At 71.5% G+C, this 17672-nt stretch carries 16 protein-coding genes; 15 read left to right on the forward strand and 1 reads right to left on the reverse strand.

The window, feature by feature from the left end; translation table 11 throughout:
* Nucleotides 1-18: 18 nt before the first annotated feature.
* Nucleotides 19-990, reverse strand: a complete 972-nt coding sequence (galE, locus tag CA983_RS07730; protein WP_086600123.1) for a UDP-glucose 4-epimerase GalE — start codon at nt 988-990, stop codon at nt 19-21.
* A gap of 278 nt (nt 991-1268) precedes the next feature.
* On the opposite strand from galE, the gene CA983_RS07735 reads away from it, so the two are divergent.
* The 15 genes from CA983_RS07735 (at nt 1269) to hpnH (ending at nt 17671) form a co-directional block, all read left to right on the forward strand.
* Entirely contained in the window at nt 1269-3074 is a 1806-nt protein-coding gene (locus CA983_RS07735; RefSeq protein ID WP_086600124.1) for a DUF5941 domain-containing protein, read from the forward strand.
* Nucleotides 3071-3823, forward strand: coding sequence for a phosphocholine cytidylyltransferase family protein (locus CA983_RS07740; RefSeq protein ID WP_086600125.1), 753 nt, complete (start codon nt 3071-3073; stop codon nt 3821-3823). Before CA983_RS07735 ends, CA983_RS07740 begins: the two co-directional genes overlap by 4 nt.
* Nucleotides 3811-4872 carry an iron-containing alcohol dehydrogenase family protein gene (locus CA983_RS07745; protein WP_086600126.1) on the forward strand — a complete coding sequence of 354 codons (1062 nt, stop codon included), beginning with the start codon at nt 3811-3813 and terminating at the stop codon, nt 4870-4872. Before CA983_RS07740 ends, CA983_RS07745 begins: the two co-directional genes overlap by 13 nt.
* Nucleotides 4850-5629 carry a CDP-alcohol phosphatidyltransferase family protein gene (locus CA983_RS07750; RefSeq protein ID WP_086600148.1) on the forward strand — a complete coding sequence of 260 codons (780 nt, stop codon included), beginning with the start codon at nt 4850-4852 and terminating at the stop codon, nt 5627-5629. Before CA983_RS07745 ends, CA983_RS07750 begins: the two co-directional genes overlap by 23 nt.
* Nucleotides 5630-5634: 5 nt before the next feature.
* Entirely contained in the window at nt 5635-6507 is an 873-nt protein-coding gene (locus tag CA983_RS07755; protein WP_086600127.1) for a glycosyltransferase family 2 protein, read from the forward strand.
* A 94-nt stretch (nt 6508-6601) separates the two neighbouring features.
* Nucleotides 6602-7531 (forward strand): ABC transporter permease, encoded by a 930-nt coding sequence (locus CA983_RS07760; RefSeq protein ID WP_086600128.1) that lies wholly within the window; start codon nt 6602-6604, stop codon nt 7529-7531.
* A complete protein-coding gene (locus CA983_RS07765; protein ID WP_167407341.1) occupies nt 7524-8312 on the forward strand; it encodes an ABC transporter ATP-binding protein in 789 nt (262 codons plus the stop codon). The genes CA983_RS07760 and CA983_RS07765 overlap by 8 nt, the downstream gene beginning before the upstream one ends.
* A 361-nt stretch (nt 8313-8673) precedes the next feature.
* Entirely contained in the window at nt 8674-9576 is a 903-nt protein-coding gene (gene hpnC / locus CA983_RS07770) for a squalene synthase HpnC (RefSeq protein WP_086600129.1), read from the forward strand.
* Entirely contained in the window at nt 9573-10523 is a 951-nt protein-coding gene (gene hpnD / locus CA983_RS07775) for a presqualene diphosphate synthase HpnD (protein ID WP_086600130.1), read from the forward strand. The genes hpnC and hpnD overlap by 4 nt, the downstream gene beginning before the upstream one ends.
* Nucleotides 10520-11266, forward strand: coding sequence for a DUF6380 family protein (locus tag CA983_RS07780; protein ID WP_086600131.1), 747 nt, complete (start codon nt 10520-10522; stop codon nt 11264-11266). Before hpnD ends, CA983_RS07780 begins: the two co-directional genes overlap by 4 nt.
* Nucleotides 11263-12675, forward strand: coding sequence for a hydroxysqualene dehydroxylase HpnE (hpnE, locus tag CA983_RS07785; protein ID WP_086600132.1), 1413 nt, complete (start codon nt 11263-11265; stop codon nt 12673-12675). The genes CA983_RS07780 and hpnE overlap by 4 nt, the downstream gene beginning before the upstream one ends.
* A 65-nt stretch (nt 12676-12740) precedes the next feature.
* The gene (locus tag CA983_RS07790; RefSeq protein WP_167407342.1) at nt 12741-13808 is read left to right on the forward strand and encodes a polyprenyl synthetase family protein; all 1068 of its coding nucleotides are present in this window, start codon (nt 12741-12743) and stop codon (nt 13806-13808) included.
* A 121-nt stretch (nt 13809-13929) separates the two neighbouring features.
* Nucleotides 13930-16002, forward strand: a complete 2073-nt coding sequence (shc, locus tag CA983_RS07795; RefSeq protein ID WP_086600134.1) for a squalene--hopene cyclase — start codon at nt 13930-13932, stop codon at nt 16000-16002.
* Nucleotides 16002-16643, forward strand: a complete 642-nt coding sequence (locus CA983_RS07800; RefSeq protein ID WP_086600135.1) for a phosphorylase family protein — start codon at nt 16002-16004, stop codon at nt 16641-16643. Before shc ends, CA983_RS07800 begins: the two co-directional genes overlap by 1 nt.
* A gap of 5 nt (nt 16644-16648) precedes the next feature.
* Entirely contained in the window at nt 16649-17671 is a 1023-nt protein-coding gene (hpnH, locus tag CA983_RS07805; protein WP_086600136.1) for an adenosyl-hopene transferase HpnH, read from the forward strand.
* Nucleotide 17672 lies beyond the last annotated feature (1 nt).

The following is a 17672-nucleotide window of genomic DNA, read 5'->3' on the forward strand; positions in this document are numbered from 1 at the left end:
ATGAGGCGGAAGCCGCGCTCAGGAGCCGTGGTGCAGGAGCCAGCCCCGCCACGCCGACTCGGTCATCTCGCGCACCCCGCGCCGCGCGGTCCACCCCAGTTCCCCGGCCGCCCGGGCAGCCGAGGCGACCGCCCGCGGCGCGTCCCCGGGGCGGCGGCCCTCGACGAGCGGTGGCCGGCGGTCGCCGGTGACCTCGCCGATGACCGCGATGAGTTCGCGCACCGAGACGCCCTCGCCCCGGCCGATGTTGACCGTCAGGTCGCCGGTGACGCCCCCGCCGGTGAGCCGCCGGGCCGCCGCGAGATGCGCCTCGGCCAGGTCGGCGACATGAATGTAGTCGCGGATGCAGGTGCCGTCCGGGGTCGGGTAGTCGTCACCGAAGATCCTCGGCGCCTCGTCGCGCGTCAGCCGGTCGAAGACCATCGGGACGATGTTGAAGACACCCGTGTCCGCCAGTTCCGGCGCGGCCGCGCCCGCCACGTTGAAATAGCGCAGACATACGGTGGAGATCCCGTGCGCGCGCCCCGCCGCCCGCACCAGCCACTCCCCGGCCAGCTTTGTCTCGCCGTACGGGTTGACCGGCGCGCAGGGCGTGTCCTCCGTGATGAGGTCCACCCCCGGGTCGCCGTACACCGCGGCCGACGACGAGAACACGAAGCGGTCGATCCCGGCCCCGGCGACCGCGTCCAGCAGGGTCACCAGACCGCCCACGTTCTCCTGGTAGTACCGCGTCGGCTGCGCGACGGACTCGGCGACCTGCTTGCGCGCCGCGAGATGCACCACACCCGTCACGCCGTGCTCGGCGAACACCCGCTTCAGCAGGTCGCCGTCGAGCGAGGAGCCCTCGACGAGCGGTACGTCCGCCGGGAGCCGCGCGGCCACTCCGGCCGAGAGGTCGTCCAGGGCGAGGACGCGCTCCCCGGCCTCGTTCATGGCCCTGGCCACATGGGCCCCGATGTAGCCGGCCCCGCCGGTGATCAGCCAAGTCATGGTCGCCCACCCTATGTGGCTCTGGGTCGGACCCGCGTGATGTCCTCGATGTCCGGTCTGGGGGGCGCGGTTTGTGGGGCGGGCCCCGGATCCACGATGATGATCGCGGCAAGGGCTTGTGCGAACCACGTAGATCGATCTGCCGAACAGGCGGTGAACGTGGCCCTCCCCGCATCCGATAGCCTCTGCCGACATGCCGCCCGGGAGCTTCCGGCGCGGGCGCCCCCACCATGTACAGCACTGGCGCGGACGCGTCGGTCCCCAGGGAGTGAATTCGGTTGTCGACCGCCATCCTCACCGGTCAGCCGGTCCCCGGATCGTCGATCGAGGGCGATCTGCGGTCCCTCGGCTTCGACGTGCGGGTGGCGGCCGACGCCGCCGAGGCCGAGACCCTGCTCGCAGGGGTGCCGGCCGAGGAGAGGGTCGCCCTGGTCGACGCCAGGTTCATGGGGCATGTGCACGCGCTGCGTCTCGGCCTGACCGACCCCCGCTTCCCGCTCGCCGCGATCCCGGGCGCCGTCACGGCCCAGCCGGCCGGCCGCCAGGCCCTGACCCGGGCGATGGCCCGCGAGAACTCCGCGGGCGGCGGCACCACCCTCGTCGACAGCCTCGCCGACCGCATCCTCACCGCCCTGGACGCCGACGGCGCCGACGTGCACCGCCCCGAACTGGGCAGCCTCGTCGCCACCGTCCCCGCCGACCCGCAGGCCCGCAACGAGGCACGGCAGGCGGTGGCGGACGTCGACGACGAGGCCGTACGCCTGAAGTCGGCCGTGAAGTCCCGCGACGGCTTCTTCACCACCTACTGCATCAGCCCGTACTCCCGCTACATCGCCCGCTGGTGCGCCCGCCGCGGCCTGACCCCCAACCAGGTCACCACCGCCTCGCTGCTCACCGCCCTCATAGCGGCGGCCTGCGCGGCCACCGGCACCCGCGGCGGATTCGTCGCGGCCGGCGTCCTGCTGATCGCGTCCTTCGTGCTGGACTGCACCGACGGCCAGCTCGCCCGCTACTCCCTGCAGTACTCCACCCTCGGCGCCTGGCTCGACGCCACCTTCGACCGGGCCAAGGAGTACGCCTACTACGCCGGTCTCGCCCTCGGTGCCGCCCGCGGCGGAGACGACGTCTGGGCCCTCGCCCTCGGCGCCATGGTCCTGCAGACCTGCCGGCACGTCGTGGACTTCTCCTTCAACGAGGCCAACCACGACGCCACGGCCAACACCAGTCCCACCGCCGCCCTCTCCGACAAGCTCGACAGCGTCGGCTGGACGGTCTGGATACGCCGGATGATCGTCCTGCCCATCGGCGAGCGCTGGGCGATGATCGCGGTGCTCACGGCGGTGACGACTCCCCGTATCACCTTCTACGCACTGCTCATCGGCTGCGCCTTCGCGGCGACGTACACCACGGCGGGCCGGGTGCTCCGTTCCCTGACCCGCCGGGCCGAGCGGACCGACCGGGCGGCCGGGGCACTCGCCGACCTCGCGGACAGCGGTCCGCTCGCCCAGGGAGTGGCAGAGGCCCTCAAGAAGCCCGCGCGCAAGCTGCCGGGCTTCGCGACCCCCGCCGTCGCCCTCCTCGGCGGTCTCGCCGTGGTCCTCACGGCCGCGCTGACCGGCTTCGGCGGACCCTGGCCGATCGTCGCCGCCCTCGCCTACGCCCTCACCTCGGGTCTGGCCGTCGCCCGCCCCCTCAAGGGCCCCCTCGACTGGCTCGTCCCCCCGCTCTTCCGCGCCGCCGAATACGGCACCGTCCTGATCCTGGCGGCCCGGGCGGACGTGAACGGAGCCCTTCCTGCGGCTTTCGGGCTGGTGTCCGCGGTCGCCTACCATCACTACGACACGGTTTACCGCATCCGCGGCAACGCCGGAGCGCCCCCGGCCTGGCTGGTGCGTTCCATCGGGGGGCACGAAGGACGGACGCTGCTCGTCACCGTCCTCGCCGCGCTGCTCACCGCCTCGCAGTTCACGGTCGCGCTCACGGCTCTCGCCGTGGCCGTGGCCCTGGTGGTGCTCGTCGAGAGCATCCGCTTCTGGGTGTCCGCAGGGGCGCCCGCCGTACACGATGAAGGAGAACCCGCATGATCGGCCTCGTGCTGGCGGCCGGCGCCGGACGGCGTCTGCGCCCCTACACCGACAGCCTTCCCAAGGCGCTGGTGCCGGTGGGGCCCGCGGGCATAGAGGGCGAACCCACGGTTCTCGACCTGACCCTCGCCAACTTCGCCGAGGTCGGCCTCACGGAGGCCGCGATCATCGTCGGCTACCGCAAGGAGGCCGTGTACGCGCGCAGGGAAGCGCTGGAGGCGAAGTACGGCCTCAAGCTCACCCTCATCGACAACGACAAGGCCGAGGAGTGGAACAACGCCTACTCCCTGTGGTGCGGGCGTGACGCCCTCAAGGACGGCGTGATCCTCGCCAACGGCGACACCGTCCACCCGGTCTCCGTCGAGAAGACGCTGCTCGCCGCCCGCGGCGACGGCAGGAAGATCATCCTCGCCCTGGACACCGTGAAGGACCTGGCCGACGAGGAGATGAAGGTCGTCGTCGACCCCGCCAAGGGCATGACGAAGATCACCAAGCTGATGGACCCCGCCGAGGCCACCGGCGAGTACATCGGCGTCACCCTCATCGAGGGCGACGCGGCCCCCGAACTGGCCGACGCGCTCAAGACCGTGTGGGAGACCGACCCGCAGCAGTTCTACGAGCACGGCTACCAGGAGCTGGTGAACCGCGGCTTCCGTATCGACGTGGCGCCGATCGGCGACGTCAAGTGGGTGGAGATCGACAACCACGACGATCTCGCCCGTGGACGGGAGATCGCATGCCAGTACTGACCCGGCTCATCCCCTCGCCGCTCGTCGTGGACATCCGCCCGGGTGCCCTCGACGACCTGGCGTGCGTCCTCGCCGACGAGCGCATCTCGCACTCCGGCCGCCTCGCCGTCGCGGTCAGCGGCGGCTCCGGCGCCAAGCTGCGCGAGCGCATCTCGCCCGGCATGCCCGGCGCCACCTGGTACGAGGTCGGCGGTGGCACCCTCGACGACGCGGTCCGGCTGGCCAGCGACATAAAGGCCGGCCACTACGACGCGGTCGTCGGCCTCGGCGGCGGCAAGATCATCGACTGCGCCAAGTTCGCCGCGGCACGCGTCGGCCTGCCCCTGGTCGCCGTGCCCACGAACCTGGCGCACGACGGCCTGTGCTCGCCGGTCGCCACCCTCGACAACGACGCGGGCCGCGGCTCCTACGGCGTGCCGAACCCGATCGCGGTCGTCATCGACCTGGACGTCATCCGTGAGGCCCCGGTCCGTTTCGTCCGCGCCGGCATCGGTGACGCCGTCTCCAACATCTCGGCGATCGCCGACTGGGAGCTGGCCAACCGCGTCAAGGGCGAGCGGATCGACGGGCTCGCCGCGGCCATGGCCCGCCAGGCCGGTGAGGCCGTACTGCGGCACCCGGGCGGCATCGGGGACAACGACTTTCTCCAGGTGCTCGCCGAGGCGCTGGTCCTCAGCGGCATCGCCATGTCCGTGTCCGGCGACTCGCGGCCGTCCTCCGGGGCGTGCCACGAGATCAACCACGCCTTCGACCTGCTGTTCCCCAAGCGGGCCGCCGCCCACGGCGAACAGTGCGGTCTCGGCGCGGCCTTCGCGATGTGGCTGCGCGGGGCGCACGAGGAGTCGGCGTACATGGCCGAGGTGCTGCGCCGGCACGGGCTGCCCGTGCTGCCGGACGAGATCGGCTTCACCACGGACGAGTTCGTCAAGGCCGTCGAGTTCGCCCCGGAGACCCGGCCCGGCCGCTACACCATCCTCGAACACCTCGACCTGAACACCGAACAGATCAAGGACACTTACGCCGACTATGTCAAGGCCATCGGTAGCTGAACTACGCCCCGTCGTTCACCCCGCGGGGGTGAAGGACCGGCGCAGCGGTGAGCACTGGATGGGACGCCTCTACATGCGTGAGGTGTCCCTGCGGGTCGACCGTTACCTGGTGAACACCCGGGTCACGCCCAACCAGCTCACGTACCTGATGACCGTCTTCGGTGTGCTCGCGGCCCCGGCACTTCTCGTGCCGGGGATCCCGGGCGCCGTGCTCGGCGTCGTCATGGTCCAGATGTACCTCCTGCTGGACTGCGTCGACGGCGAGATCGCGCGCTGGAAGAAGCAGTACTCCCTCAACGGCGTCTACCTGGACCGCGTCGGCGCCTACCTCACCGACGCCGCCGTGCTCGTCGGCTTCGGCCTGCGCGCCGCCGACCTGTGGGGCAGCGGCCGGATCGACTGGCTGTGGGCCTTCCTCGGCACCCTCGCCGCCCTCGGCGCCATCCTGATCAAGGCCGAGACCGACCTCGTCGGCGTCGCCCGCCACCAGGCCGGAAAGCCGCCGGTCCAGGAGACCGCCGCCGAGATGCGCTCCTCCGGCATGGCGCTGGCCCGCAAGGCCGCCGCCGCGCTCAAGTTCCACCGCCTGATCCTCGGCATCGAGGCGTCCCTGCTGATCCTGGTCCTGGCGATCGCCGACCAGGTGCGCGGCGACCTGTTCTTCTCCCGGCTCGGCGTCGCGGTGCTGGCCGGCATCGCGCTGGTGCAGACCCTCCTGCACCTGGTGTCCATCCTCGCTTCAAGCAGGCTGAAGTGAGCGGCATGAAGGTCGGCGCCGTCATCATCACCATGGGCAACCGCCCCGACGAACTGCGCGCCCTGCTCGACTCGGTCGCCAAGCAGGACGGCGACCCCGTCGAGGTGGTCGTCGTCGGCAACGGCTCGCCCGTCCCGGACGTCCCCGAGGGCGTCCGCACGATCGAGCTGCCCGAGAACCTCGGCATCCCCGGCGGCCGCAACGTCGGCATCGAGGCCTTCGGCCCCGCCGGCCGGGACGTCGACATCCTGCTGTTCCTCGACGACGACGGCCTGCTGGCCGGTCACGACACCGCCGAGCTGTGCCGCGAGGCCTTCGAGGCCGACCCGAAGCTCGGCATCATCAGCTTCCGCATAGCCGACCCGGACACCGGCGTCACCCAGCGCCGCCACGTGCCCCGGCTGCGCGCCGCCGACCCGATGCGCTCCTCCCGGGTCACCACCTTCCTGGGCGGCGCCAACGCCGTCCGCACCCGGGTCTTCGCCGACGTCGGCGGACTTCCGGACGAATTCTTCTACGCCCACGAGGAAACCGACCTGGCATGGCGGGCCCTCGACGCGGGCTGGATGATCGACTACCGGTCCGACATGGTGCTGTACCACCCGACGACCGCTCCCTCGCGGCACGCGGTCTACCACCGCATGGTCGCCCGCAACCGCGTCTGGCTCGCCCGCCGCAACCTCCCCGCGCCCCTCGTCCCCGTCTACCTCGGCGTGTGGCTGCTGCTCACCCTCGTACGCCGTCCCTCCCGCTCCGCCCTGCGCGCCTGGTTCGGCGGATTCCGCGAGGGCTGGACCACCCCGTGCGGACGCCGTCGGCCCATGAAGTGGCGTACGGTGTGGCGGCTGACCCGACTGGGCCGGCCCCCGGTGATCTGACAAGCTCGTACCCGGGACCCCCGGTCGTACCCCGGACCCCGGCTCAGGCCAGGCCCGCACAGGCCGCGCATCTCGAAGACGAAAGTTTCCACTAGTGAGTGAGACAACGCACGACGCCACGGTCGCGGTGAGCGCGCCCGCGGCGCCCGACGAGGGACTCACGGCGAGGGAGCTCGCCGCCAAGTACGGGCTGAGCGTGAGCGGCGCCCGGCCGTCCCTCATCGAGTACGTCCGTCAGCTCTGGGGACGGCGGCACTTCATCATCGCCTTCTCCCAGGCGAAGCTGACCGCCCAGTACAGCCAGGCCAAGCTCGGCCAGCTGTGGCAGGTGGCCACACCACTGCTGAACGCGGCCGTGTACTTCTTCATCTTCGGTCTGCTCCTGGAGGCCGACCGGGGCATGTCCCGCGAGGTGTACATCCCGTTCCTGGTCACGGGCGTCTTCGTGTTCACCTTCACGCAGAGCTCGGTGATGGCGGGCGTGCGCGCGATCTCCGGCAACCTCGGCCTGGTCCGCGCCCTGCACTTCCCGCGCGCCTCGCTGCCGATCTCCTTCGCGCTCCAGCAGCTCCAGCAGCTGCTGTTCTCGATGATCGTGCTGTTCGCCATCGCGGTCGGCTTCGGCCACTACCCGGACCTGTCCTGGGTGCTGATCGTGCCGGTGCTCGCCCTGCAGTTCTGCTTCAACACCGGCCTCGCGCTGATCATGGCCCGGGCGGGAGCCAAGACCCCGGACCTCGCGCAGCTGATGCCGTTCGTGATGCGGACGTGGATGTACGCGTCCGGGGTGATGTTCTCCATCCCGATCTTCCTGGAGGACAAGCCGGACTGGATCGCGAACGTCCTCCAGTGGAACCCGGCCGCGATCTACATGGACCTGATGCGCTTCGCCCTCATGAACGACTACGGCTCCGAGTACCTCCCCGACCACGTGTGGGCGGCCGCGGGCGGCTGGGCCGTGCTCTTCGCCCTCGGGGGCTTCGTGTACTTCTGGAAGGCGGAGGAGAGGTACGGCCGTGGCTGACCAGAAGCAGGACGAACGGATCCCCACCGTCATCGCCGACGACCTGCACATCGTCTACCGCGTCAACGGCGCCAAGACCGGCAAGGGCAGCGCCACCGCCGCACTCAGCCGCATCCTCAAGCGCGGCTCCGACGACGCGGCACGGGGTGTGCGCAAGGTGCACGCCGTACGAGGCGTCTCCTTCGTGGCGTACCGCGGCGAGGCCATCGGACTGATCGGCTCCAACGGCTCCGGCAAGTCGACCCTGCTGCGCGCCATCGCCGGTCTGCTGCCCGCCGAGCAGGGCAAGGTCTACACCGACGGCCAGCCCTCGCTGCTCGGCGTCAACGCGGCCCTGATGAACGACCTCACCGGCGAACGGAACGTCATATTGGGCGGGCTCGCCATGGGCATGTCCCGGGAGGAGATCAAGGAGCGCTACCAGGACATCGTCGATTTCTCCGGCATCAACGAGAAGGGCGACTTCATCACCCTGCCCATGCGCACCTACTCCTCCGGCATGGCGGCCCGCCTCCGCTTCTCCATCGCCGCGGCCAAGGACCACGACGTCCTGATGATCGACGAGGCCCTGGCCACCGGCGACCGCAAGTTCCAGAAGCGCTCCGAGGACCGCATCCGGGAGCTGCGCAAGGAAGCCGGCACCGTGTTTCTGGTCAGTCACAACAACAAGTCGATCCGCGACACCTGCAACCGCGTTCTGTGGCTGGAACGCGGCGAGCTGCGGATGGACGGCCCGACCGACGAGGTGCTCAAGGAGTACGAGAAGTTCACCGGCAAGTAGCCCGGCCCGTCCAGGGCCCTGCCGGAACTGTTCCGGCAGGGCCCTGCGTCTGCAAAAGAAGCGTCAACTCCGGCCCTTCTTAGGAATCTTGGGGCCAATCCGTGTGTTCTCGTGATGTGCGGGACACCCTGGCGAACCGCGATGCGTTGTGCAACGTAAGCTGTACCGGTCCCGAAACACGGCAATCAGGGCGATAATGCGCGACATCGCTCGTCGCACCGCCGTGCGGCGACGGCTGGGCGGCGTGTCCGAAATAGTGTGTATTGGGTCGGCAGTGTAGAACGGGAGATGTGACGGCAATGGCTACGGAAACTCCCCAGCTCCACGCAGCACGTGCCGTCCTCCCGCCGGGCAGCCGGCGGTGACGGGAACCGGCACGGCGCGCGCCCTCGATCCGGAGCGCGGCACGCTCGACAAGGCCGCGGGTGAGAACTTCCCCGTGGCCCCGTTCTTCCTGCCCCGGGCCTGGCGCACCGACCTCATGGCCGTCTACGGCTTCGCCCGCCTCGTCGACGACATCGGCGACGGCGACCTGGCCCCCGGCGGCGCCGACGCCCGCCTGCTCGGTGTCTCCCCGCAGGAGGCCGAGGACCGGCTGGTCCTGCTGGACGCCTTCGAGGCCGACCTGCGCAGGGTCTTCGACTCGACCCCGCGGCATCCCCTGCTGCACCGCCTCCAGCCGACCGTCCGCCGCCGCTCTGTGACCCCCGAGCCGTTCCTCGGCCTGATCGCCGCCAACCGCCAGGACCAGCTGGTCACGCGGTACGAGACCTACGACGACCTCCTCGCCTACTGCGAGCTGTCCGCCAACCCCGTCGGCCGCCTGGTCCTCGCCGTCACCGGTACCTCGACGCCCGAGCGGGTCCGCCGCTCCGACATGATCTGCACGGCCCTCCAGATCGTCGAGCACCTCCAGGACGTCGCCGAGGACCTCGGCCGCGACCGCGTTTACCTGCCCGCCGCCGACATGAAACGCTTCCACGTCCAGGAGGCCGACCTCGCCACGGAATCCGCCGGAGCGTCGGTCCGTGCGCTGATTGCGTACGAAGCGCAAAGGGCCCTGGATCTCCTGAATGAAGGCGCCCCCCTGGTGGGTAGCGTCCACGGCAGGTTGAAGCTGCTGCTCGCAGGGTTCGTGGCGGGGGGAAGGGCGGCCGTCCGCGCGATCGCCGCCGCCGATTACGACGTACTTCCCGGCCCGCCCAAGCCCGGCAAGGTCCAGTTGCKGCGTGAGGTGGGCGTGACTCTGCGAGGAGAGGGGTGATCCGGACCGTGGAGTCGGTACCACACGCGTCCCCACCGGTACTCGCCGCCTACAGCTACTGCGAGGCCGTCACCGGGCGGCAGGCCCGCAACTTCGCCTACGGCATCCGGCTGCTGCCGACGCCCCAGCGCCGTGCGATGTCGGCGCTGTACGCCTTCTCGCGGCGGGTCGACGACATCGGCGACGGCGCGCTCGCCGACGACGTCAAGGTGGCCAGGCTGGAGGAGACCCGGACGCTGCTCAGCCGGATCCGCGAGGGCGCGGTGGCCGACGACGACACCGACCCGGTCGCCGTCGCCCTCACGCACGCCGCCGGGCACTTCCCGCTTCCGCTCGGCGGCCTGGACGAGCTCATCGACGGCGTCCTGATGGACGTACGCGGCGAGACCTACGAGACCTGGGACGACCTGAAGGTCTACTGCCGCTGTGTGGCGGGGGCCATCGGGCGGCTCTCGCTCGGTGTGTTCGGCACCGAGCCGGGGGCGCGCGGCGTCGAGCGCGCGCCGGAGTATGCAGACACGCTCGGTCTGGCGCTCCAGCTCACCAACATCCTCAGGGACGTCCGCGAGGACGCCGTGGACGGGCGCACCTATCTGCCGGCCGACGACCTCGCCAAGTTCGGCTGCTCGGCCGGCTTCAGCGGGCCGCGGCCACCGGAGGGCTCCGACTTCGCGGGCCTCGTGCACTTCGAAGTGCGACGGGCCCGCGCTCTTTTCGCCGAGGGCTACCGGCTGCTCCCCATGCTCGACCGGCGCAGCGGCGCCTGTGTCGCCGCCATGGCCGGCATCTACCGACGCCTCCTCGACCGCATCGAGCGCGACCCCGAGGCCGTGCTGCGCGGCCGCGTCTCCCTGCCCGGCCGGGAGAAGGCCTATGTCGCCGTGCGCGGCCTGTCCGGCCTCGACGCCCGCCACGTGACCCGACGGACCGTCAGGAGGCGCGCGTGACGAACGAACCGGTCCAGGGGGATGCCGCCGGCCACCGGGCTCACGCCCGCCGCGCGGCCGCAGTCCTGTGCTGCCGGGCAGCGCCGGAGAGCGCGGCGCCGCGCGCCCGCCACGAGACCGAGCGGGTGTTCTCCCTGACCTGTCGACGCAGGCGCGTCGCGGTCGTCGGCGCCGGGTCGGGCGGTCCGGCCCGAGTTGCGTCGTCGGCCGAGCGTGGCCACGACGTGCCGCAGGCCCGCTACGAGAGCGAGTCGGTGTTCTCCTCGGTCTGCCGGCGGGGGAGCGCCCCGGTTACCGGCGCCGGGTCGGGCGGTTCGGCCCGAGTTGCGTCGTCGGCCGAGCGTGGCCACGACGTGCCGCAGGCCCGCTACGAGAGCGAGTCGGTGCTCTCCTCCGTCTGCCGGCGGGGGAGCGCCCCGGTTACCGGCGCCGGGCCGGGCGGTCCCGCCCGCGTCACCCCGGCGGCCGAGCGCGGGCGCGACGTCCCGCAGGCCCGCCACGAGAACGAACCGGTCCCCTCCCCGGCACACCGACGCAGGCACGTCGCGGTCGTCGGCGCCGGGTCGGGCGGTCCCACGCCAGTGACCCCGGCGGCCGAGCGCCGCCACGACTCCCCTCCCGGCCACACCGTCGGAGACAAGTGGCGGGCAACCCTCCGGCGTGGGACGGCGTCCCTGACGGAGACGGTCGGTCGCGCGCCGTTCGAGCAGGACGGCCACCGGGCAGGGGAGGGCGCACGATGACCCACGGCACGGGATCCCGGGGACCGGTCACGGACGGGCGGCACACCGTCGTGGTGGGCGGCGGGCTCGCCGGCGTCACCACCGCGCTCGCGCTCGCCGACGCCGGCGTGCGCGTCACCCTGCTGGAGGGCAGGCCGAGACTCGGCGGCCTGGCCTTCTCCTTCCAGCGCGGCGAGCTGACCGTCGACAACGGACAGCACGTGTACCTGCGCTGCTGCACCGCCTACCGCTGGTTCCTCGACCGCATCGAGGGCGCGGCGCTGGCTCCGCTCCAGGACCGGCTCGACGTGCCCGTCCTGGACGTCGCACGGCCCGCGGGGCGGCGCCTCGGCAGGCTGCGGCGCGACGCGCTGCCCGTGCCCCTGCACCTGGGCCGCAGCCTCGCCACCTATCCGCACCTGTCGCTCGCCGACCGCGCCAAGGTGGGCCGGGCCGCGCTCGCGCTCAAGGGGCTCGACCTCGCCGATCCGGCCCTGGACACGCAGGACTTCGGCAGCTGGCTGGCCGCGCACGGCCAGTCGAGGCGCGCCATCGAGGCCCTGTGGGACCTGGTCGGGGTCGCCACCCTCAACGCGGTCGCGGGCGACGCCTCCCTGGGGCTCGCCGCGATGGTGTTCAAGACCGGTCTGCTGTCCGACCCGGGCGCGGCCGACATCGGCTGGGCGCGCGTCCCGCTCGGCGACCTGCACGACCGACTGGCCCGCAAGGCGCTCGACTCCGCGGGCGTCCGGACCGAGATCCGTACACGCGTCACCTCCGTCTCCCAGAACGGGAACGGCGCGTGGAGCATCGAGGTTCCCGGCGAGACGATTCAGGCGGACGCGGTGGTCCTCGCCGTACCGCAGCGCGAGGCGCACGACCTGCTGCCCGCGGGTGCCCTGGACGTGCCCGAGCGGCTCCTGGAGATCGGGACCGCACCCATCCTCAACGTCCATGTGGTGTACGACCGCAAGGTGCTCGGCCGGCCGTTCTTCACCGCCCTCGGCACCCCGGTGCAGTGGGTCTTCGACCGGACCGAGGCGTCCGGGCTGCGCGAGGGGCAGTACCTCGCCCTGTCCCAGTCGGCGGCCCAGGACGAGATCGACGAGCCCGTGGCCGTGCTGCGTGAGCGGTACCTGCCCGAGCTGGAGCGGCTGCTGCCGCTGACCCGCGGCGCCGAAGTGAAGGACTTCTTCGTCACCCGGGAGCGCACCGCGACGTTCGCTCCCACCCCCGGCGTCGGGCGCCTCAGGCCCGGCGCCCGCACCAAGGCATCCGGCCTGTACCTGGCCGGAGCGTGGACCGCCACCGGGTGGCCCGCGACCATGGAGAGTGCGGTCCGCAGTGGTGTGAGCGCGGCGGACGCCGTGCTGGGCGCCCTGGGCCGGCCCCGCCCTCGCCACCTCTTCGAGTTCGAGGAGGCGGCGTGATGCTCGCTCAGGACAGCGCGGCAGGCGGCCCCCGCACCCCCGGTACCGCAACAAGAGGAGAGACTGTGCCCACTGTGCCCCCGGCCTCGAAGACTGCCGAGGCGGTGGACGTGACCGCGCTCCTGGAGCGCGGCCGGACCCTGGCCACTCCGGTACTGCGGGCGGCCATCGACCGCCTGGCACCTCCCATGGACACTGTTGCCGCCTACCACTTCGGATGGATCGACGCCCAGGGCCGGCCCGCGACGGGGGATGGCGGCAAGGCCGTTCGCCCCGCCCTCGCTGTGCTGTCCGCCGAGGTCATGTCAGCCGCCCCCGAGACCGGCATCCCCGGCGCCGTCGCCGTGGAGCTCGTCCACAACTTCTCCCTCCTCCACGACGACCTGATGGACGGCGACGAGCAGCGCCGCCACCGCGACACGGTCTGGAAGGTGCACGGCCCCGCCCAGGCCATCCTGGTCGGCGACGCCCTGTTCGCCCTCGCCAACGAGGTGCTCCTCGAACTCGGCACCGTCGAGGCCGGCCGCGCCACCCGCCGTCTCACCACCGCCACCCGCGCCCTGATCGACGGTCAGGCCCAGGACATCTCCTACGAGCACCGCGACCGCGTCAGCGTCGAGGAGTGCCTGGAGATGGAGGGCAACAAGACCGGCGCCCTGCTCGCCTGCGCCAGCTCCATCGGTGCGGTCCTCGGCGGTGCCGACGACCGCACCGCCGACACGCTGGAGAAGTACGGCTACCACCTGGGCCTCGCCTTCCAGGCCGTCGACGACCTCCTCGGCATCTGGGGCGACCCGGTCTCCACCGGCAAGCAGACCTGGAGCGACCTGCGCCAGCGCAAGAAGTCGCTGCCGGTCGTGGCCGCGCTCGCGGCGGGCGGCTCCGCCTCCGAGCGGCTCGGCGAACTCCTCGCCGCCGACGCCAAGGCCAGCGACTTCGAGAACTTCTCCGAGGAGGAGTTCGCGGCCCGCGCCGCCCTCATCGAGGAGGCGGGCGGCCGCGAGTGGACCGCCGACGAGGCACGCCGTCAGCACACCATCGCCATCGAAGCCCTCGACGCCGTCGACATGCCCGACCGGGTGCGGGAGCAGTTCACGGCGCTCGCGGACTTCGTCGTCGTACGAAAGAGATGATCACTATCGGCCGAATAACCCTCGCGTAGTCGCCGGCCGGTGCCGCGAGACACCACGGACACCGGCCGACGGCGGACCCACAGCAGCTGCACACCTTGCACCACTGCACGAAGGGGAAGCCATGACAGCGACGACCGACGGAAGCACCGGGGCCCTGCCACCCCGCGCCGCCGCGGCCAGCGAAACCGACACCGACATCCCCGTGGCGGCCGGGGTACCGGAAGCCGCCGCCCGCGCCGCACAGCGCGCCACGGACTTCCTGCTCTCGCGCCAGGACGCCCAGGGCTGGTGGAAGGGCGACCTCGAGACCAACGTCACGATGGACGCCGAGGACCTGCTGCTCCGTCAGTTCCTGGGCATCCGCGACGAGAAGACCACGCGGGCCGCCGCGCTCTTCATCCGCGGCGAGCAGCGCGAGGACGGCACCTGGGCCACCTTCTACGGCGGCCCCGGCGAACTCTCCACCACCATCGAGGCCTACGTCGCCCTCCGCCTGGCCGGTGACGAGCCCGGCGCACCGCACATGGCGAAGGCCTCCGCCTGGATCCGCGAGCAGGGCGGCATCGCCGCCGCCCGGGTCTTCACCCGGATCTGGCTGGCCTTGTTCGGCTGGTGGAAGTGGGAGGACCTGCCCGAACTGCCTCCCGAGCTCATCTTCTTCCCGAAGTGGGTGCCGCTCAACATCTATGACTTCGGCTGCTGGGCGCGGCAGACCATCGTCCCGCTGACGATCGTCTCCGCGAAGCGGCCGGTACGCCCCGCGCCCTTCCCGCTGGACGAGCTGCACACCGACCCGGCCCACCCGAACCCGGCCAAGCCGCTTGCCCCGGCTTTCAGTTGGGACGGCGCCTTCCAGCGCATGGACAAGGGACTGCACGCCCTGCGGAAGGTCGCGCCGCGCCGGTTGCGCAGAGCCGCGATGAACAGCGCCGCCCGGTGGATCATCGAGCGGCAGGAGAACGACGGCTGCTGGGGCGGCATCCAGCCCCCGGCCGTGTATTCGATCATCGCCCTGCACCTGCTCGGCTACGACCTCCAGCACCCCGTGATGCGCGAGGGACTCGCCTCGCTGGACCGGTTCGCCGTATGGCGGGAGGACGGGGCCCGGATGATCGAGGCCTGCCAGTCGCCGGTGTGGGACACCTGCCTGGCCGCGATCGCGCTCGTCGACGCCGGACTGCCCGCCGACCACCCGCAGTTGGTGAAGGCCGCGGACTGGATGCTGGGCGAGGAGATCGTCCGGCCCGGTGACTGGTCGGTGAAGCGGCCCGGACTGCCGCCCGGGGGCTGGGCGTTCGAGTTCCACAACGACAACTACCCCGACATCGACGACACCGCCGAGGTGATCCTCGCCTTGCGCCGGATCGCCCACCACGACCCGGTGCGGATGGACAAGGCCGTCGGGCGCGGCCTGCGCTGGACCCTCGGCATGCAGTCGAAGAACGGGGCGTGGGGCGCCTTCGACGTCGACAACACCAGCCCGTTCCCGAACCGGCTGCCGTTCTGCGACTTCGGCGAGGTCATCGACCCGCCCTCCGCCGACGTCACCGCGCACGTCGTCGAGATGCTCGCGGTGGAGGGCCTCGCCCACGACCCGCGCACCCGGCGCGGCATCGAGTGGCTGCTGGCCGAACAGGAGCCCGACGGCTCGTGGTTCGGGCGCTGGGGCGTCAACTACGTCTACGGCACCGGGTCCGTGGTACCCGCTCTGGTCGCCGCGGGCATCCCCGCCGCGCACCCGGCGATCCGACGGGCCGTGACCTGGCTGGAGTCGGTCCAGAACGACGACGGCGGCTGGGGCGAGGACCTGCGCTCCTACACGCACGTCAGGGAGTGGAGCGGCAGGGGCGCCTCGACCGCCTCCCAGACGGCGTGGGCCCTGATGGCCCTGCTCGCGGCGGGGGAGCGGGACTCCAAGGCGGTCGAACGCGGCATCGAGTGGCTCGCCGCCACCCAGCGGGAGGACGGTTCCTGGGACGAGCCGTACTTCACGGGGACGGGCTTCCCGTGGGACTTCTCGATCAACTACCACCTCTACCGGCAGGTGTTCCCGCTCACCGCGCTCGGCCGGTACCTGCACGGGGAGCCCTTCGCCGACCGGCACCACGGCAGCGGGGCGGCCGGGAAGCCGCTCGCCGCGGCCACGGGGAGCTCAGAGACCGGGAAGCCGCTCGCCGAGGCCGAGGGGAGCTGATGAGCACGCAGCCCGCTCCGGCCCCGCTGCTGATCGCCTGCGCGCTCGGCATCGAGCAGCTCGCCCTGCGCGCGGGGGACCGTGGCGGCGCCGACGGGCCGGTCACCGTGCTGCGGACCGGTATGGGGCCGGCGGCGGCCGAGCGGTCCGTCACCCGGATGCTCGCCGGCCCGGCCCTGCGCGACGCCGCCGTCCTCGCCACCGGCTTCTGCGCGGGGCTCGCGCCCGGCATGCACCCCGGTGACCTGGTCGTCGCCGAGGAGACCCGTGACCCCCGCGGTGCGACCGCCTGCGTCGGGACCGACCTGCTGGTCAAGGAGCTGGGCCGCGCGGTGCCCGGGCGGACCGTGCACACCGGGCCGCTCACCGGCTCCGACCACGTCGTCCGAGGTCACGAACGGTCCGCTCTGCGCGCGACCGGCGCAATCGCGGTCGACATGGAGTCGGCGGCCACGCTCTTGAGCGCCGTGCGCGCGGGCGAGCGCCCGGTTGCGGCCGTCCGGGTGGTCGTGGACGCTCCAGAACATGAACTCGTCCGGATCGGCACGGTGCGCGGTGGAATATCGGCTTTCCGTGTCCTTCGTTCGGTCCTTCCCGCTTTCTTCGAATGGCACCGTTCCTTGCTGCTCCCCAGGAGGTGAGCCAGATGGCCATGCCGCTCCGACAGTCCATCAAGGTCGCTACATACTTGGCTGAACAGAAGCTCCGCCGGAGGGACAAGTTCCCGCTCATCGTGGAGCTGGAGCCGCTGTACGCCTGCAACCTCAAGTGCGAGGGGTGTGGCAAGATCCAGCACCCGGCCGGGGTGCTCAAGCAGCGGATGCCGGTCGCCCAGGCCGTGGGGGCCGTGCTGGAGTCCGGCGCCCCCATGGTGTCCATCGCCGGTGGCGAGCCGCTGATGCACCCGCAGATCGACGAGATCGTGCGTCAGCTGGTGGCCAAGCGGAAGTACGTTTTCCTGTGCACCAACGCCCTGCTCCTGCGCAAGAAGATGGACAAGTTCAAGCCCTCCCCCTATTTCGCCTTCGCGGTGCACATCGACGGGCTGCGCGAGCGGCACGACGAGTCGGTGGCGAAGGAGGGCGTGTTCGACGAGGCCGTGGAGGCCATCAAGGAGGCCAAGCGGCAGGGCTTCCGGGTGACCACCAACTCGACCTTCTTCAACACCGACACACCGCAGACCATCATCGAGGTGCTGAACTTCCTCAACGACGACCTCAAGGTCGACGAGATGATGATCTCGCCCGCGTACGCCTACGAGAAGGCCCCCGACCAGGAGCACTTCCTCGGCGTGGAGCAGACCCGCGAGCTGTTCAAGAAGGCCTTCGCGGGCGGCAACCGGCGGCGCTGGCGGCTCAACCACTCCCCGCTCTTCCTGGACTTCCTGGAGGGCAAGGTCGACTTCCCGTGCACCGCGTGGGCGATCCCGAACTACTCGCTGTTCGGCTGGCAGCGCCCCTGCTACCTGATGAGCGACGGGTATGTGCCGACGTACCGGGAGCTGGTCGAGGACACCGACTGGGACAAGTACGGCCGTGGCAAGGACCCGCGCTGCGCCAACTGCATGGCGCACTGCGGTTACGAGCCCACCGCCGTCCTCGCCACCATGGGATCGCTGAAGGAGTCCCTGCGCGCCATGCGCGAGACGGTCTCCGGAAACCGGGAGTGAG

It is taken from the genome of Streptomyces swartbergensis, from assembly GCF_002148965.1.
Classification (GTDB): domain Bacteria; phylum Actinomycetota; class Actinomycetes; order Streptomycetales; family Streptomycetaceae; genus Streptomyces; species Streptomyces swartbergensis.

Excerpts from the sequence above, each read along its gene's own strand:
- galE (WP_086600123.1), bottom strand. The coding sequence starts at position 990 with ATGACTTGGCTGATCACCGGCGGGGCCGGCTACATCGGGGCCCATGTG.
- CA983_RS07740 (WP_086600125.1), top strand. The coding sequence starts at position 3,071 with ATGATCGGCCTCGTGCTGGCGGCCGGCGCCGGACGGCGTCTGCGCCCC.
- CA983_RS07745 (WP_086600126.1), top strand. The coding sequence starts at position 3,811 with ATGCCAGTACTGACCCGGCTCATCCCCTCGCCGCTCGTCGTGGACATC.
- CA983_RS07750 (WP_086600148.1), top strand. The coding sequence starts at position 4,850 with ATGTCAAGGCCATCGGTAGCTGAACTACGCCCCGTCGTTCACCCCGCG.
- CA983_RS07755 (WP_086600127.1), top strand. The coding sequence starts at position 5,635 with ATGAAGGTCGGCGCCGTCATCATCACCATGGGCAACCGCCCCGACGAA.
- hpnE (WP_086600132.1), top strand. The coding sequence starts at position 11,263 with ATGACCCACGGCACGGGATCCCGGGGACCGGTCACGGACGGGCGGCAC.
- shc (WP_086600134.1), top strand. The coding sequence starts at position 13,930 with ATGACAGCGACGACCGACGGAAGCACCGGGGCCCTGCCACCCCGCGCC.
- CA983_RS07800 (WP_086600135.1), top strand. The coding sequence starts at position 16,002 with ATGAGCACGCAGCCCGCTCCGGCCCCGCTGCTGATCGCCTGCGCGCTC.
- hpnH (WP_086600136.1), top strand. The coding sequence starts at position 16,649 with ATGGCCATGCCGCTCCGACAGTCCATCAAGGTCGCTACATACTTGGCT.